The sequence below is a fragment of the Erythrobacter sp. JB1-4 genome, assembly GCF_057365025.1.
The window spans coordinates 1,223,400-1,240,456 of sequence record NZ_CP200292.1; the positions used below are offsets into that span (position 1 = coordinate 1,223,400).

Here is a 17,057-nt window from a genome sequence, read left to right on the forward strand (position 1 = left end):
GGCAAATTTCCACCGGCTGTTTACAGCACTTTAGCGACTTGGCTTGATTGCTAGGCCGTGCCGGTTCACTTGGTGACAAACACGCGACTCAAATAGGGGAGAATTTGACGCTCGTGACAACCAATCTAGTGCCAAAGTCCGCAGCACAAACGCTCGACCTCAAAACTCTTGATCGAGGCGAGCTTCGCCGTGCCTATCGTCAGGAAGAAGAGGCGTGCATCGAAGAACGCCTAAAACAGGCGTCCCCTGCGCGCAAAGTCACGCAGGAAGCCGCTGATCTGTCGGTCAAACTGATTGAGGGCGCACGCGAGCGAAAGGCATCGGGGATCGATGCATTCCTTCAGCAATATGGGCTCGACACCGAAGAAGGCATCGCGCTTATGTGCCTTGCTGAAGCGCTCCTTCGGGTGCCGGACAATGCGACCGCCGATGCTCTTATCCGAGACAAAATCGGTGAGATCGATTGGGGCGAGCATCTGGGCGAAAGCTCCTCAACCTTTGTGAATGCGGCGACGTTTTCACTGATGCTGACAGGTGAGGTTCTGGAACAGCCGGAGGTGCAACAGCGCGGCATGGGATCGACGCTGAAACGCACGATGAACCGCCTTGGCGAACCCGTCATTCGCACTGCCACTTTGCAAGCCATGCGCATTCTTGGTGGGCAGTTTGTGTTCGGCCGCGATATGGATGAGGCGCTGAAACGCGCAGCGCCAGAACGCGCCAAAGGGATTACGCATAGCTTTGATATGCTGGGCGAGGCGGCGATGACCTATGCCGATGCGGAAGCATATCGTGCGTCCTACGAACGCGCGATTGAACGGCTGTCGAAGGAGGCTTCGGGCAGTATCGGCACATCACCGGGCATTTCGGTCAAGCTGTCCGCGCTCCACCCCAAATACACCCATTTCCACAGCGATCAGGCGCGCGCCGATATTGTGCCGATTGTCCGCGATTTGGCGGTCAAAGCGCGCGATGCCAACATCCATTTCACCATCGATGCAGAGGAAGCCGAGCGCCTTGAGCTCAGCCTTGACATCATCGAGGAACTGGTGGGTGATGATACGCTATTCCGCCAAGAGGATGGCAGCAGCTGGGAAGGTTTCGGCCTTGCTATCCAAGCCTATCAGAAGCGCGGCGTGCCTCTATGCGATTGGATTGCGAAATTAGCGCGCCGTCATGGACGAAAGCTGTTCGTGCGCCTTGTCAAAGGGGCCTATTGGGACGCTGAGATTAAGCTCTCTCAGGTTGGCGGATACAGCGATTATCCCGTCTTCACCCGCAAGGTTGCAACCGATGTGTCCTACTTGGCATGTGCGGCGAGGCTCTTTGAGCATGAGGACGTGATTTACCCAGCCTTTGCCACCCACAACGCAAACTCAGTCGCAGTGATCAAGGAACTCTCCAAGGGGCGCGAATTTGAGTTTCAGCGGCTCCACGGGATGGGCGAAGAACTTTATGCAGCCCTCGCCAAGCTGGAGGGCAATTCGCCAACGCCGGTGCGGATCTATGCGCCCGTTGGCGGGCATAAGGAACTGCTCGCATATCTCGTGCGGCGGCTTTTGGAGAACGGTGCAAACACCAGCTTTGTGAACCGCATGGGCGATGCTGAATTTGCCGCTGAGGACCTTGTGCGCGATCCCATTGGCGAGCTTGAACAAAGGACGCCGCGCCGCAATCCCGCCATCCCGCTGCCTGAGGATATTTTGGGCGCAAGGCTCAACAGTGCGGGCGTTGATCTTTCCGATCCGCTGGTACTCGCGCCTTTGCAAACCAAGCTTGAGGAGTTGAGCGCGCTTAACTGGCACGCAGAGCCCACTTTCCCAGCCGAAGAACCCGGAGAAATCGCACCCATCACCATGCCGCATGACCTCTTAGCCGAAGTCGGCACAAGGCGCGATGCGACACAAGAAGAGGTCGATGCCGCCTTTGCAAGAGCGGTGGACATTCAACCCGGATGGGACGCGCTAGGCGGCGACAAACGCGCGCTGCTGCTTGAAGAAGCCGCTGACCTGTTTGAGGCGCACACGCCGGAATTCCTATCGCTGTGTCAGCGCGAGGCGGGCAAGACGCTGCTCGATGGCGTGGCGGAACTGCGCGAGGCGGTGGACTTCCTGCGCTATTACGCAGCCGAAGCGCGGCGGCAGTTTGAGGTACCCGTGCAGCTTCCCGGACCCACCGGCGAGGACAATACCCTGCGCCTCCACGGGCGAGGCGTTTTCGCAACGATTAGCCCATGGAATTTCCCGCTTGCGATCTTCACCGGCATGGCGTCTGCCGCTCTTGCGGCTGGCAATGCGGTTATCGCCAAGCCTGCTGAACAAACGCCGCTTATCGCAGCTCTTGCGGTGAGGCTGTGTCATGAAGCGGGCATTCCGCCAGAGGCTTTGCAACTGCTTCCCGGAGCAGGCGACGTGGGCCAGATGATCACCAGCGATCCGCGCCTTGCAGGCGTTGCGTTCACAGGCTCGACCGAAACCGCCCAAGCGATCAACCGAACGCTCGCTGCTCGCGAGGGGCCGATTGCGACGCTTATCGCCGAAACCGGCGGTCAGAACGCGATGATCGTCGACAGTTCCGCTTTACCAGAACAAGTGGTTCGCGATGTGCTCGCCTCCTCTTTCCAGAGCGCGGGGCAGAGGTGTTCAGCCTTGCGCGTCCTCTACCTTCAAGACGATATCGCCAATGGCATGATCGAGATGATCCGGGGCGGATTTGAGGCGCTCAACATTGGCGATCCTGCTGATATTGCCACCGATGTGGGTCCGGTTATTGATCCTGATGCACAGGCCGCGCTTGAACGCCATATCGCACGCCGGGCGGCTTCTGGGCTCACCGTATGGCGGCGCGAACTGGGCGAGTTTGAAAGCAAGGGATGTTTTGTCGCACCAACGATTATGGAGATCAGCTCCATCCTAGATCTGAAGCGCGAGAACTTTGGCCCCGTGCTTCATATCGTGCGCTACAAGGCGAAGGATTTGGGCCAAGTCATCGCCGATATCAACGCGACCGGTTATGGCCTCACGCTTGGCCTCCACAGCCGGATTGAGGCGACGCATCGCTTTGTGGCGGCCCATGCGCGGGTCGGCAATTTCTATATCAACCGCAATCAAATCGGCGCGATTGTTGAAAGCCAACCGTTTGGCGGCGAGGGCCTTTCGGGCACCGGGCCAAAGGCGGGCGGACCGCATTATCTGGCGCGCTTTGCAACCGAGCGGGTGACCTGCGTGGACACAACGGCGGCGGGCGGTAACGCAAGTTTACTTGCTAGCCTGTGATAGCATATTGCCAGGGTTAAGCATTGGGGCGATAGAAAGCGTCCTATGACGCGTTCACTCTTTCGCCTGCTTTCCCCGATCCTTGCCCTGTTCGCGCTTCTCTCAAGCGGGGCAGCGATGGCGGCTGTGGAGATCCATTTCCACTCGTTCAACGGCTCTGTATTCGGGCGCTATCCGCACACATTTATCGTCCTTGACGGAACGCTTGAGGCTGATGGGCGTGTGATCAAGGAAAACTATGGCTTCTCGGCCAAAAGCTCGACCGCTGCGATTTTAAGCGGTTGGACCGCGCATGAAATCTATATCGAGAAGGATAAGTACATCCGCAAAACCAATCGCCATTTCTCAATCACGCTGACCGATGAACAGTACCATCGGATCATCGCGCAAAAAGAGGCATGGCGCACGGAACCCGGCAAGCGCTACAGTTTGGGCGAGCGCAATTGCATCCATTTCGTGGGCGAGATGGCGAAGATTTTGGGGCTGAAAGTCGAATATCCCAGCAATATGCTGAGGCGTCCGAAAAAGTGGCTCAATCACATTTCCGCGCTGAACCCTGAGCTTGGGGCGAAGGCCGTCAAATAGGCCTGAGCCTAAGCCGCCTTCCAACCCCGCAGCTTTAAGCTGCCTTCCACCCCCGCAGCTTTACGCTGCCTTCCACCCCCGCAGCTTTAAGCTGCCTTCCAGCCCCACGTGAGGTTGTTGGGCGGCATGTTGGCCCACGTCACCTGAGTATCCACGCGGTCAAACACTTCCTGCGTCAAACGGCGCGCGATCAGACGATATTGATAGGTGAGGAACGCCCCGCCCGGTTTCATAACGCGGTAGCTTGCCTCGACAATCGACTTGGCGAGCGGCGCGGGCAGGCTTGAAAACGGAAGTCCGGAGATCACCACATCCGCCTCCCCAAAACCGGCCGCCTTTACAATCGCCTCAACGTCGGCTGCCGAACCCAAAACCGCCTCAAACCGCGGGTCAATGATCGTCTCTTTGAGATGATCGATAAAGTGCGCATTGGTGTCAATCGCGATCAGCTTTGCATCAGCAGGCAAAAGCGCAAGGATAGGCTTCGTGAAGGTGCCGACGCCCGGCCCATATTCAACGACAACTTTGCAAGAGGCCCAATCAACGCGCTTGAGCATCCCTTTGACCGTGGCTTGGGAGGATGGAAAGAGCGCGCCGACCATGCCGGGGTTTTCAATTGCGCCTTGAACAAACACGCCCAAAGGCCCCAACAGTTTACCGCTAAGCCGCGCCGTCCCGCGACGAGCCCCATTGAGGGTCGATTTCGCGCTGATATTTCCAGTCATCTACGTTGTGTCTTTCTTTTTGCCTGAAGGGGGAGCGCCTCGCACAAGAAGAAACGCCCTAACCCTTAGGATCTTTTCATGGACCCGCTTGGCGACGGTGTGAAGAGGGCATCACTCGGATTGTCGCAGCCAATGCACTTATCAGACAATGCACCGATCAGACTCATCGGGATAAGTTTGCCGCTTGTCTTGCCCAGCCCGCTGCCTTCCGGAATCACTCACAGATGGCAATTTTATCAGACAAATGGATTCGCAATGCCGCTCAAACGCAAGGGATGATCGAGCCCTTCGTCGAAGCCCAGCGCCGTGAGGGCGTCATCTCCTATGGCCTATCCTCGTTTGGATATGATGCCCGCGTGGCGCCCGAGTTTAAAATCTTCACCAATGTGAACTCGGCAACAGTCGATCCCAAAAACTTTGACGCTGAAAGCCTTGTCGACCGGGAAACCGATGTTTGCATCATCCCGCCCAACTCTTTTGCGCTGGCAAGGACGGTCGAATATTTCCGCATCCCCGAAGACGTGCTGGTCATCTGCCTTGGCAAAAGCACCTATGCGCGCTGTGGTATCATCGTGAACGTCACCCCGCTTGAGCCGGGATGGGAGGGGCATGTGACGCTCGAATTTTCGAACACCACGCCGCTGCCTGCAAAAATTTACGCCAACGAAGGCGCATGCCAATTCCTGTTCTTGCAGGGCAATGAACGGCCCGAGGTGACATATGCCGATAGGGCAGGCAAATATATGGGCCAGCGCGGCGTGACGCTGCCCCGGCTTTAGCGCCGCTGGTTGAGAGGGGAATTATGTCAGTGACCTCGTTTCCCTTTTGGCGCGTTGTGCCTGCGCAAAGTGGCCGGGAAGGCGCATACACTCTTCCCGTGATGCTGCCCGCGACCGTCGGGCCCGAAGGGGCACCTCACATTATGGGCGGGGTCGCATTGGCAGCGGCAATCGATGCGATGGAGCTTTCCAGCGGCCAGCCGATTTTATCGGCCCATGTGCAATTCTTGAGCCCGACCCAGCACGCCGAGGAGCTCCATATCCAGTGCGAGCAATGCGGCGGCGGGCAATCCATCGGGCAATGGATGGCCGATGCGCATGTGAACGGGCGGCCCACGCACCGCTTCAGCGCATCGCTTGGCGCGCGTGAACCCAGCGAAACCGAAATGCTGATGCCGATGCCCGATCTTCCCGCGCCTGATCAGTGCGAGCCGACCAATGATCCGCGCTGGGGCGTTGTGGGCTCTTTGTTCGATCAGATGGAAGGGCGCACCGCGCATGTCGACTATGACAAAGGGTACAGCGCGCTTTGGATACGCAACACCGCAGGGCTGCCTGTTGATAGCGGGTGGTTGGCGATTATTTCCGACCTCTTCCTTGGCGCGAACCCGCGCAGCGCGGCGGGATCGAGCCTGGATGCGTCTTTGCGCTTTATCGAAGCCGCGCCGCCGGGATGGGTTTTGTGTGTGACCCAAATGGGAGCGGTTGATCGCGGCGTGATTCACGGTCAGGCACGGCATTTTAGCGAAGAGGGAAGGCTGCTTGCGCTTTCAAGCCAAACGGGTGTCGTGCCGCGTATGCCCAGAATCTGACGAGACCGCACATGCCCGTTTCCTACATCGAGGCAAGCCGTTAGCGCTGCCTGAGGCGCTCTATCTGAAACCGTGTAAAGCAGGTTCTCATTAGCAAAGTGTCACTTTATTGGTGAGGTGATTATCGCTTTATATCAATATCTTGCGCCGTTTTGATGTAGGAATAAGGTGACACATGTGTCACTTTATCGAATTCGGGCTGTGCAAGGGAGCAACTTTAAAAAAAGCAAAAGGAAAGCTGGCAAGTCGCCGCCAATGGCTTAGATGGGAGGTCAGTTGATGACAGGTCAGCTTCAAGGAGAAAATTGGCATGAGCGACACCGAATTTGACATCATCGTCTATGGCGCAACCGGATACACAGGCCGCCTGGTCGCTGAGTATCTGGATCAGCATTACGGTGCGCGCGATGATGCGCCCACTTGGGCGATGGCGGGCCGTTCGCAGGAGAAACTCGAAGCGGTGCGCGATGAAATTGGTGCGCCTGCCGATACACCATTGGTTGTTGCCAATGCTGATGACCCCGCTGATCTGGAGGCGATGTGTGCGCGCACCAAGGTTGTCCTGACCACGGTGGGCCCCTATCAGCTTTACGGCGACAAGCTTGTCGCAGCCTGCGTCAAAACGGGCACAGATTATGCCGACCTTTGCGGCGAGCCTGCGTGGATGGCGGAAAAGATCGCTGAACATAATGAAGCGGCCAAGGCATCAGGCGCGCGCATTTGTTTCTCAAGCGGGTTCGATTCCATCCCCTTCGACCTTGGCGTATTGATGACGCAGAAAGCTGCACAAGAAAGGTTTGGAAAAGCCTCTCCCAAGATCCGTGGCCGCGTTCGCGCAATGGCAGGCACGTTTTCAGGCGGCACCGCAGCAAGCCTTGGCGCAACCATGAAAGCCGCCGCCAAAAACCCCAATGTGATCAACGTGCTGCGCAATCCTTTTGCTCTGGCCGAGGGTTTTGAAGGCGCAAGCCAGCCCACCGGCATGGTGCCTTTGTATGAGGCCGATCTCGACAAATGGGCGGCACCCTTTGTGATGGCTCCGATCAACACCAAGAACGTGCACCGCACCAACTTCCTGCTTGGCCACCCTTATGGCGAAGACTTCCAATATGATGAGATGATGCTCACAAGCCCGGGCGAAGCGGGCAAGAAAATGGCCGAGGCTGCCGTTGAAATGGCCAAGAACCCGTTTGGCGCAAAACCACCCAAGCCCGGCGAAGGGCCTAGCAAGGAAGAGCGCGAGAACGGCTTTTACGACGTGTTGTTTGTGGCAGATGGCCCTGACGGCGAGAGCCTGCATCTTGGCGTCAAAGGCAAGTATGATCCGGGCTATGGTTCAACCAGCCGCATGCTGACCGAGACCGGTATTGCGCTGTTGCACAGCGATGCAGCCGGCGGGATCGGGACACCGGGCGCGTTTCTGGGCGAAGCGCTGGTTGAGCGCCTTCAAGAACACGCAGAAATACAGTTCGCCGTCGAAAACTGATCGCACAACGAACAAAAAAAGGGGCCCGCTGATACCTTCAGCGGGCCCCTTTTTTGGTTTTCCTACTCTGGGCTTAGAAGCTAAGCCGCGCACTCACCCGGATGTTGCGACCGGGAAGCGCGACAAAGTCCTTGGTAAAGCTTGAATGGCGACGGCCCGTTGTATCGAACAGGTTTTCGCCTGCAAGTTGCAGCAAAACCTTCGGATTGTTCGCAAGTGGGCGCCAGGAAAGATAGGCGTTCACGAAAGTGAAGCTTTCGGTTTGCGTTTCGTTGACGGCGACCTCGCTCTGACCGCCGAAATGCTGAACTTCGCCGCGAAGGTTGAACGCATCTATGTCAGCATCAAGCGCTGCAAGAACGCTCAACGGCGGGATACGCGGAACAGCGGTCCCGTCACCAAGCTCGGCATCGACATAGGAGACACGAAGATCACCCTTTAAGCTAAAGCTATCGTTTTCGACCAATGGGAAAACGGCGTCCGCTTCAAAGCCGAAGAAGTCTGCGTCTTGTTGGAGGAAATTGAAGACCGGCAGATCGTCTTCCTCAAGCCCTGTGTCGTTCAAATAGATGAAGTTGTCGAAGGCCTGAAAATAGACCGATGCGCCAAATTGCACGTTGCCAATATCGCCGCGCACAAAGCCTTCAAGGCCCAAGGCGCTTTCGGTGTCGAGATCAGGATCGCCAATTTCGAAAATCTGTGTGGCGATATGCGGCCCGTCGGCGAACAATTCTTCGCCAGCAGGAGCGCGCTCAGAACGCGACACGGTTGCACCAACGCGTACACCCTCGCCCGCCTCAAAAGCTCCGGACAGCGCGCCGGAGAAGAGGCTGAAGGTGCGCTCTAGATTGAGAGGATCGGATTCAACTTCAACGCGCTCGGCGCGCGCTGCAGCTTCGATTTGGAAGCCGCCAAGATCAAATTCTTGCACAGTAAAGACCGCGGTTTGCGTGGTCTGATTGGGTGCAACGAACGCCTCTTCGCCGACAGCGGCAAAATCGCGCGAGGTGAATTGAACGCCGATAATGCCGCTCGACTGGATGAGCTCGGCGCGCGCTTCGAAGGTCTCGGTTTCAAAGACGGTGCCAACTTCGGTGCCTTCAAATTCGGTGTGGGTGTAATCAGAAAAGCCAGCCCGAACCTTCAACCGCTCAGCCAATCCACCACCGCCAAGGGCGATGTCACCGCGAAAGTCAAAGCGCCATTGTTCAAGACCGATGGAGACAGTTTCTTCTTCCTCCTCGCCCTCTTCTTCACCTTCTTCGCCTTCCTCACCGTGGTGATGGCCGCCCTCAGGATTGCCGACCAGACCATAGAAAGTGTCGAAATACCCAACCGATGCGCCAAAATTGGATTCGCCAAGGATCACGCCAAAGCCGCCATTGACCGAATATGTTTCGGTCGAACTGTTAGGCAAGAAACCCTCTTGCGCGGCCGCTTCGCGAAGCTCTTCGGCTTCTTCCAGCTCGCCCTCCTCCTCTTCTTCGGCAGCATCCGCGAGAAGATCAGCGCGCAGATCATCCGTCAGCTGAAAACCGGGTATCTCAAGGTCATCGGTCTCGCGGTAAGACCCATCAAGGTGGAACACGAGGTTCTCACTCAGCCCCAGATCAACCGAAGCGCCGCCGCTTACAAGATTGCTTACGGTGTCAAATGCCGTGAGCGCATCTACGCGAATACCATTTTCAGGCGTCTCGGTTGGGATACGGCGGTCAATCACGTTAACAACCCCGCCAATGGCCTGGCTGCCGAACAAAAGCGCGGTGGGGCCACGAAGGACCTCGATGCGGGTGACCGTCAGCGGATCAATCGAGGTCGCATGATCAGCCGAAGTGTTAGCAACGTCAGCTGTGCCAAGGCCATCGATAAGGACCCGAACACGCTCACCATCCTGGCCACGCAAGATCGGACGCGAGGCACCGGGAGAAAAGCTGGTGGCGGAAACACCGGGCACTTTGGCAAGCACTTCGCCGATTTGGCCTGCAAGATTTTCCTGAATGTCCTCTTCTTCAAGCACATCCTGACCAGTGATAAAGTCGAGCTCTTCAAGGCCTTGCGTAGTTACGATGATCTGATTGGCCGCAACAACACTGCCCGTATTGGAGCTGGTATTCGAGCTGGAGCTGGAGCCAGAGCTGTTCGTGCTGCTCTCATTTTCGTTTTCAGCAAGCACAGGATTTGCAGCAAGTGCAAAGCTAAGCGCGGTTGCAACAGCAAGGTGAGAGGTGAATTTATTCATGGAGCGCAAGCCCTTCGCCATTGATGTTATACCATATCATTCACCGCTCAAATGGGACATTCATCAACTCACGTCTAGGGCTAATCGACGCAATTGATCGAAAACCAAGAGCGGTTCGTATTCTGCTGCAAAATTGACACGCAGGCCGCCCACTTGGCTCAACAGCGCATCGTGCGGCCCCGCGCCAACTTCTTCATTGAAGTCGATCGCAGAGCCATCACGAATGCCGCCAAAAGGAGAAAAGAGATACACGCCATTGCCACGATGACTGCGCCGCGCGACGATTCTGCCGTGGGGAAATGAGGTGAGAGGCAGCTAAGACGTGGGATCAGATCACACCGCTCTTGGTGCTTTTTCGGTGCTGCTACGGTCTTCAAAAGAGAACGCTGAACCCGGCCTTGGTTCAGCCTTGGCCTTCTCGCCTTCCATCAACCGCTCACATGCACCGGCAAAAAGATCACCATAAGGCAGGTGGAGCGCAGAGATCGGCGGTCTTTCAAGGCCAAGCGCTTGTGCATCCTCAAGGGCTATGATGGAAAGTTCGCTTGGAACCGACAGTCTGAGTTCGCGGGCGACCTGCATAAAGCCCAAGGCGGCTTGCGCGGTTTCCGTTATGACAGCGGTCGGGCGAATTGTCGGCGTCAGCCAAATCCGCGCCTGCTCTGCAGCAGAGCTGGTCTCATGTGCGGGCTTTGACACGAAGTGGCGCTGAGCCCGGCTACCGGCCTGTGCCAATGTGCGCCTGTACCCTTCGATCCGCCGTGCTGAGCGTGCAGGATTAGTGCCACCTGGCACAAACCCGACCTGACGGTGACCAAGGTCGATCAGCTTGCGGGTCGCCTCTTCTGCAAAAGCGCCATCATCAAGCCCCGGCACGATCCGACCAAATTCCTCGCGCTGGGCAAGGCAAGCAGCGGGGATGTTTCGCTTTTTGAGCGCGCCTAAAAGCGGGGCGCAGTGGTCAAGCGGAGGCATGACGACGATGCCATCAGGTTGGACCGAGCTGATGGTTGGCATGAGGGCTTGCGAAATGGACTTTTGCGCCTCTTCAAATTGGGTGGCGGGTCGAGGTGTGTCGATCTGCTCGAACATGATGTGAAAGCCGCGCGGCGAACACGCATCAAGGCCGGCGGCCAGCATTTCGCCCAAGGGCAAATTCTCAGCGCCGCCCCGCTCAATCAGCACCAGCAGCACAAATGAGCGCGAGCCGCCCATCCGCCGAGCCGCCAGATTGGGGACATATCCCAAATCCTCAATTGCCTTTGTCACCTTTTCGCGGGCACCCGCGCTGACGTTGTGCGCATGGTTGATCACGCGCGAGACCGTCTGGCGAGATACCTCAGCAGCTTTTGCCACATCTTCGATAGTCACACTCTGGTAGGTCATGACAAAAGGCACTCCTTCAAGCAGGCAACCTCGAACAGGCAGTGCACCAAGCGCACGGTCTGTTCGAGCGCAAAGCACTGACAATTCAAAGGCGTATTTCCTTATCGAACGACTCGGTTGGTGAGCGTTCACAGCCAAAGGTTTATCTCATTAACCATACATCGGAAACTCGTGCCCAACCCTAAGGAGCACAGCGGCAAGAGTGGTTAACACTCTATTCGGGTTTGGGGGGTCGCGTTTCGGGTTGGAGGGGGCCGCAGCTCGGGGCACAATGGCCACATCACGCAGAGTTACAAAAGCATGACAGTGTTGCAACAAACTGAATATGACGGTGGTATTATGCCCGTGGGATACCTATAGCATCGACATGGCCTCGCGTATTTTTCAGTTTGCCGCGCTTCCGCAAGAAGCCGCATCAGCCCATGAAAGGGTTGAACCTGGATCTGTGCGCCGCCCGGGCGAAGCACCGCGCGTTGGCGTCATTTACAACCCGCGCAGCCACGGCAACAAAGGCGCAGACTTTGATTGCGGCATGTCTCCGCAAGTCTTCATCGCCAAGCCGGGTGAACGCTCGCAATTGCCCGACGCTCTGGCTGAATTTGCAGCGCAAGGCATTGACCTTCTTGTGATCAATGGCGGCGATGGCACTGTTCGCGATGTGCTGACTAGCGGCGCTGCGATCTTTGGCGAGAAATGGCCTGCTATTGCTGTGCTCCCCAAGGGCAAGACCAATGCGCTTACCCTTGACCTTGGCGTTCCTAAAGGATGGTCACTGCAAGAGGCGATTGACGCCCTTTACGCAGGCACCCGTGTACGCCGTCGCCCGATAGAGATTACGCCCATTGGCGGCAGCCCGACTGCGCGATCACTTGGGTTTTTTCTGGGCGCAGGCGCCTTCACAACTGCGACCACGGCTGGCCAAAGCGCGCACAAGATCGGAGCATTCAATTCAATGGCAGTTGCTGTGGCGACGGCCATGGGTGTCTCGCAATGGCTCTTTGCCTCACGTGAAAATCCTTGGCGCAAAGGTTCCAAGATGGCCATTGGTCTTGGCGTTAAGGATGCTCCGATGGAACATTCCGGTATTGGTGATCCGGAGTGGCGCCAATTGGTCCTTGCCTCAACGCTTGAGACGATGCCTGCGGGGCTAAAACCGTTTGGCAAAATTCGCGAAGGCCTAAAACTCGCCGTTACCGATCAGATTTCGCGCAAATCCGCTTTTACGCTTCTCAAAATGGTACGTGGCCAAACACCCAAGGGCATTCGAGAGAAAGGCTTCCATCAGATCAGCACAACCCAATTCTCGCTGCGGATTGAGGATTCATTCATCCTTGACGGTGAAGCGTTTCCCTCCGGCGAATACCGCATCGGACAGGGGCCTGAACTCGAATTCGTTGCCCCTTGATGCAAGAGCCAGCAATGGCAGACCGTCCTCCTACTCTTTCTGACCGTATCTCAGCGCGCCTTGATGCGAGCGTGGACCCTGCGGTTGCGGGCTTTGCATCGGCCTTAGCAAAAGAGGCAGGCGCGGTAGCCGTTCTGTTCTATGGGTCCAACCTTCGCACTGGCTCACTCGACGGAGTGCTAGACTTCTACATCCTACTGCCTGGAGAACAGCGTGAGCGGATTTGGCCTCGGGTGAGTTATCAGGAGCGACCCGGACCCGATGGCACTGTCCTTCGCGCGAAAATCGCCACCATGGCGCTCTCCACATTTGCAAAAGCTGCATCGGGTGAGCTTCTCGATACCACCATATGGGCGCGTTTTGTGCAGCCCTCAGCACTTGTCTGGCACAAAGATGATGCAGCACGGGCCGAGGTTATCGACGCCATAGGGCAGGCCGCGCAGACAGCATCGCGGCTGGCGGTTACTTTGGGCCCACCCTCGGGGACGGCTGATGATTATTGGCGCGCGCTTTTCCGCGCGACCTACAGGGCCGAGTTTCGTGTCGAGAAAGCGGGCCGTGAGAATGATATTCTCAGCGTCAATGAAGAGCATTTTTCAGGTCTTTTGCCGCTCGCGCTTAAAGCAGCCGGGATATCCCACAAAGTAACTGGTGATCGGATAAAACCCAGCCTAACCGCCCGCGAACGCACAAGCACGCTCGGCTGGTGGAAACGGCGTCAGCGTATGGGAAAACCGCTGAATTTCACGCGGCTTATCAAGGCCAGCACCACCTTCGAGGGCGCTGCGCGCTACGCGGCTTGGAAGATCGAGCGGCACACCGGCATGCCCGTGGAGGTCACGCCGATGCGCGAGAAATACCCGTTATTGGCAGCGCCTAGCGTGCTGTGGGCGCTGCGAAAGCACCGCAAAAACGCTAAACCTTAAGCGAAGTATTTCATTGTGATAGCGATGGATTTGACACCGCGCCCCACGTTGAAACGGGTCTTATCGATCCCGGGCTTGCCAAGATTGAAGATGTTGATTGAAGGATTGTTCGACATCGCTCCGCCGTCTGTGCGAATGTCGGTTTCATTGTTGCCATTGATATCGTGGCGCACAGCAACAGCGTAATTCCCGGACTTTGGCACAGGCATGCACAGCGTCATCCGGCCCCGCCGCGCAGGCACTTCGATCCGGTTAAGCCATTTGCCCTTCTCCAGCCAATCCGCGCTCGTACCATTGTAAACTTGCGCGCGGATTTTGCCGCTTGAGGCTTTGATCCCGCTAATTGTTACACGAACGGCAGGACCACCGCCGGGCGCACATGAGCGCATATTGTTCGAAATTGTGTTGCGATAATCGCTCGCGCTGGAGCTTTGCGCAAAGGCGGGAGCAGATGGGGCAGCCGTGCCCAATCCGGCCAGCAATGCGGCGCCTGCGACAGCAACAATGCCACGAAATTTAAGCATAAAATCATACCCTTCATCTCAGCAATTAGCCGAGGGTTTAGCCCGTGCAGGCCAACCAAATGCCCGCTCAATGTAACACCTCTTTGGCATGGGCGTGCTGAATTGTCGCTGAATTGGCGGTTTTGCCCGGGTTCCAAAGCGTGACGGGGCTTAGAAAAGGGCGGGGAAAAGCCCGATTACCGGTGTTGCTGCCCGATTCGCGCGCAGAGTAAGGCAAGGATTAACCAGTTTTCCGCGCCCGAGCCATTCAACAGCGTGAACTCAGAAAGCGTTACATATGCCAACGCCGCTTATCTCGCCCAGTATTCTCTCCGCAGACTTTGCTCAATTGGGTGAAGAAGTGCGGCGCATTGATGCAGCGGGCGCAGATTGGGTGCACATCGATGTGATGGACGGGCATTACGTCCCCAATATTACAATCGGCCCTGATGTGGTGAAGGCGCTTCGGCCGCACACAAACAAAGTCTTCGATGTGCATCTGATGATTTCGCCGGTCGATCCTTACATTGAAGCATTTGCGAACGCTGGCGCGGATATCATCACGGTTCACCCTGAGGCAGGCCCTCACGTACACCGCACCCTTCAGGCCATTCGCGGTCTTGGCAAGAAAGCGGGCGTTGTGCTCAATCCGGGCACGCCTGTTGAGGTGCTCGACAATCTCATGGACCTTGTCGACCTCGTGCTTGTGATGAGCGTCAACCCCGGCTTTGGCGGGCAGAGCTTTATCCATTCCCAGCTTGAGAAGATTGCCCGCATCCGTGCGATGATCGAGGCAACCGGGCGCGATATTCATTTGGAAGTTGATGGCGGTGTGAACGCGGACACTGCCAAACTTTGCGTTGAGGCGGGCGCTGATGTGCTGGTCGCAGGGTCCGCCACCTTCAGGGGCGGGCCTGACCAATACGCGGCCAATATCGCAGGCCTTAAGGGGGGTAATTGATGGACACGCTGTTTGGCGAACCAAAGCAGCCAAGCCTTGCGGATTTTGATGTATCAGACGGGCGCACCTCGGACGATACGCCCGCGCTCAAACTTGGCAAAGGCGATGAGCCCCACCGAGAGGATATCCCCGAGGCCCTAACTGAGCCGCTGACTGAACCACTTACCGGGTCGCTTGAGGGTGAAGCTTCCGCTTTTCCCGCAGAGCCCATCGACACCTCGCGCGCGCTTGCCTTGTCCGATGTAATCATGCCGCGCACAAAGCCGGGCGAGGCGCTTATCCGCTTGGCTTACCGCATGGGCGTGCCGGGCCACACTATCGCTGCACCTTTACGCAAAGCGCCCGCAAAACGGCTTTTGGCGACAGTCGAAAGCCCGCTTACCGGAAGCCGCGCGTCAGGCATTGCTCTTCGCGCAGGGCACTTCCAGGTTCACGGCGTCAAACAGCCCATCGGCACGCTAGATTTCACCGCGGGCACACGGCTTGCCCCCGGGCTTGAACGCGCGGTGCATTCCTTCTCGTGGTTGGCAGACCTTGCAGCCTGCACTCCGCGAACGGACGGTGCGAGTGTGGCCGAACGGATCACCAAGGGCTGGCTTGATGCACATGAAGCACGCTCAAAAGCGTCTGCAAAAAGTGCCGCGTGGGATGTTGAGAATGCAGGGCTGAGGCTTCTTGCATGGCTGACCCATGCGCCATTGCTGATGAATGGGGAGCTGAGGCTGCGGCTTCTCGATGCGATTGAGGGCACCGCGCATTGGCTTGACCGCAAGGCGCTTCGCTCTGGCGCAGGACTTGGGCAGGTTGCGGGCTGGGCCGGTGTGGTGGCAGCGGGCCTGCTCTTGCCTGAAGGCCGTCCGCGCAGATTGTATGGCGAGGCGGGGCTTATCAAGGCGCTGGGTGAATTGGTCGCAGAAGATGGCGGCGGGCTTGGCCGCTGTCCCCGCGCACAAATGGACGCAATCCGGACTCTCACTGATCTCATCGCGTGTTACGAGGCTGTGCACCGTGATCCGCCAGAGGCATTGGTGGTGATGCGCGAGCTGCTCGTGCCGCCGCTCCTTGCGCTGCGCCATGGCGACGGCGCGCTTGGCAATTGGCAGGGTCAAGGCGCAATTTCAGCTGATGAGGTCTCCTCTCTTATCAGTGCAAGCGGTTTGCGCACTCGCCCTTTAAACGAACCAAAACATTGGGGCTATCAACGCATCAGAGCGGCACAAACGACCGTGCAATTTGACGCAGGGCCCCCGCCGCGCGCGCGACACACACGGTGCGGCTGCGCCTCCACGCTGGCGTTCGAAATGTCAGACGGCCCAGCGCGCATAATCGTTAACTGCGGCGGCGCTGCGCTTGCTGGTGGTTTGGTGCCGGCCCATATCGGCCAAGGCCTTCGCGCAACCGCCGCCCATTCGACCATGGTGTTGGACGATGCAAACTCAACCGCGGTTCTCTTACATGGAAAGCTTGGGCGCGGCGCGGAAACGGTGGAAATCGAGCGCCGCACGATAGGCCGGGGTGTGGGCTCACAACGGCGCGAGGCAACCCGGGTTGAAGCAAGCCACGACGGCTATGCCGCGCGCTTTGGCCTTATCCATGAACGCATTTTGACGATTGCCAATGACGGCAATGAAATCGCAGGCGAGGACATCCTTGTCCCCGCCAGCCGCAAGGGCAAGCGCGGCAAGGTTGGCTTTGCGATCCGTTTCCACCTTGGCAAAGGGGTCGAGGCGCATCTGACCGAGGATGGCATGGGCGCAAGTCTGCTGACGCCAGATGGGAAACTGTGGCAGCTGCGCCTTCGCAGCGAGGCGCACTCGGGGTTGAGCGGCGGCGAAGAGGTCAAACTCACCCGCGATGACAGCCTGTGGGTGGATGGTGACGGACGCCCTCACCCGGCCGAACAATTGGTGATAGAGGGGCTCGCCTCCAGAAGCGGGGCGCAATTCTCCTGGCTCCTTAAGAAAATGGGATAGAC

The 17,057-nt window shown here is 57.6% G+C and carries 14 protein-coding genes; 10 read left to right on the plus strand and 4 right to left on the minus strand.

Features of this window, described 5'->3' with window-relative positions:
* Positions 1-113 precede the first annotated feature (113 nt).
* Both putA and AC0V61_RS05455 read left to right on the plus strand, forming a co-directional pair.
* On the plus strand, positions 114-3,275 hold the full coding sequence (gene putA / locus AC0V61_RS05450; RefSeq protein ID WP_486156256.1) for a bifunctional proline dehydrogenase/L-glutamate gamma-semialdehyde dehydrogenase PutA: 3,162 nt from the start codon (positions 114-116) through the stop codon (positions 3,273-3,275).
* 45 nt (positions 3,276-3,320) lie between these two features.
* Positions 3,321-3,860 (plus strand): hypothetical protein, encoded by a 540-nt coding sequence (locus tag AC0V61_RS05455; protein ID WP_486156257.1) that lies wholly within the window; start codon positions 3,321-3,323, stop codon positions 3,858-3,860.
* An 86-nt stretch (positions 3,861-3,946) separates the two neighbouring features.
* Here AC0V61_RS05455 and AC0V61_RS05460 read toward each other — a convergent pair whose 3' ends face one another.
* Complete coding sequence (locus tag AC0V61_RS05460) at positions 3,947-4,585, minus strand: class I SAM-dependent methyltransferase (RefSeq protein ID WP_486156258.1); 639 nt, start codon at positions 4,583-4,585, stop codon at positions 3,947-3,949.
* A gap of 224 nt (positions 4,586-4,809) precedes the next feature.
* Here AC0V61_RS05460 and dcd point away from each other — a divergent pair, with 224 nt between their 5' ends.
* From dcd to AC0V61_RS05475, 3 genes are all read left to right on the plus strand, one after another.
* A complete protein-coding gene (dcd, locus tag AC0V61_RS05465; RefSeq protein WP_486156259.1) occupies positions 4,810-5,364 on the plus strand; it encodes a dCTP deaminase in 555 nt (184 codons plus the stop codon).
* A 23-nt stretch (positions 5,365-5,387) separates the two neighbouring features.
* Positions 5,388-6,176 (plus strand): thioesterase family protein, encoded by a 789-nt coding sequence (locus AC0V61_RS05470; RefSeq protein ID WP_486156260.1) that lies wholly within the window; start codon positions 5,388-5,390, stop codon positions 6,174-6,176.
* A 310-nt stretch (positions 6,177-6,486) separates the two neighbouring features.
* On the plus strand, positions 6,487-7,662 hold the full coding sequence (locus tag AC0V61_RS05475) for a saccharopine dehydrogenase family protein (RefSeq protein ID WP_486156261.1): 1,176 nt from the start codon (positions 6,487-6,489) through the stop codon (positions 7,660-7,662).
* Between the two features lie 73 nt (positions 7,663-7,735).
* Here the strand turns inward: AC0V61_RS05475 and AC0V61_RS05480 are convergent, their stop codons facing one another.
* Positions 7,736-9,901 carry a TonB-dependent receptor gene (locus tag AC0V61_RS05480; protein ID WP_486156262.1) on the minus strand — a complete coding sequence of 722 codons (2,166 nt, stop codon included), beginning with the start codon at positions 9,899-9,901 and terminating at the stop codon, positions 7,736-7,738.
* 93 nt (positions 9,902-9,994) lie between these two features.
* Here AC0V61_RS05480 and AC0V61_RS05485 point away from each other — a divergent pair, with 93 nt between their 5' ends.
* Positions 9,995-10,204 carry a hypothetical protein gene (locus AC0V61_RS05485; protein WP_486156263.1) on the plus strand — a complete coding sequence of 70 codons (210 nt, stop codon included), beginning with the start codon at positions 9,995-9,997 and terminating at the stop codon, positions 10,202-10,204.
* Between the two features lie 30 nt (positions 10,205-10,234).
* Here AC0V61_RS05485 and AC0V61_RS05490 read toward each other — a convergent pair whose 3' ends face one another.
* Positions 10,235-11,287: a LacI family DNA-binding transcriptional regulator gene (locus tag AC0V61_RS05490; RefSeq protein WP_486156264.1), complete on the minus strand. Its 1,053-nt coding sequence runs from the start codon at positions 11,285-11,287 to the stop codon at positions 10,235-10,237.
* Positions 11,288-11,654: 367 nt separating this feature from the next.
* On the opposite strand from AC0V61_RS05490, the gene AC0V61_RS05495 reads away from it, so the two are divergent.
* Both AC0V61_RS05495 and AC0V61_RS05500 read left to right on the plus strand, forming a co-directional pair.
* Entirely contained in the window at positions 11,655-12,692 is a 1,038-nt protein-coding gene (locus AC0V61_RS05495) for a diacylglycerol/lipid kinase family protein (protein ID WP_486156265.1), read from the plus strand.
* Between the two features lie 14 nt (positions 12,693-12,706).
* Positions 12,707-13,618 carry a hypothetical protein gene (locus AC0V61_RS05500; protein ID WP_486156266.1) on the plus strand — a complete coding sequence of 304 codons (912 nt, stop codon included), beginning with the start codon at positions 12,707-12,709 and terminating at the stop codon, positions 13,616-13,618.
* Here AC0V61_RS05500 and AC0V61_RS05505 read toward each other — a convergent pair.
* Entirely contained in the window at positions 13,615-14,142 is a 528-nt protein-coding gene (locus AC0V61_RS05505; protein WP_486156267.1) for a DUF2141 domain-containing protein, read from the minus strand. The genes AC0V61_RS05500 and AC0V61_RS05505 overlap by 4 nt on opposite strands.
* A gap of 277 nt (positions 14,143-14,419) precedes the next feature.
* On the opposite strand from AC0V61_RS05505, the gene rpe reads away from it, so the two are divergent.
* Together rpe and AC0V61_RS05515 are read left to right on the plus strand one after the other, a co-directional pair.
* Positions 14,420-15,082: a ribulose-phosphate 3-epimerase gene (rpe, locus tag AC0V61_RS05510; protein ID WP_486156268.1), complete on the plus strand. Its 663-nt coding sequence runs from the start codon at positions 14,420-14,422 to the stop codon at positions 15,080-15,082.
* Complete coding sequence (locus AC0V61_RS05515; protein ID WP_486156269.1) at positions 15,082-17,055, plus strand: heparinase II/III family protein; 1,974 nt, start codon at positions 15,082-15,084, stop codon at positions 17,053-17,055. Before rpe ends, AC0V61_RS05515 begins: the two co-directional genes overlap by 1 nt.
* Positions 17,056-17,057 lie beyond the last annotated feature (2 nt).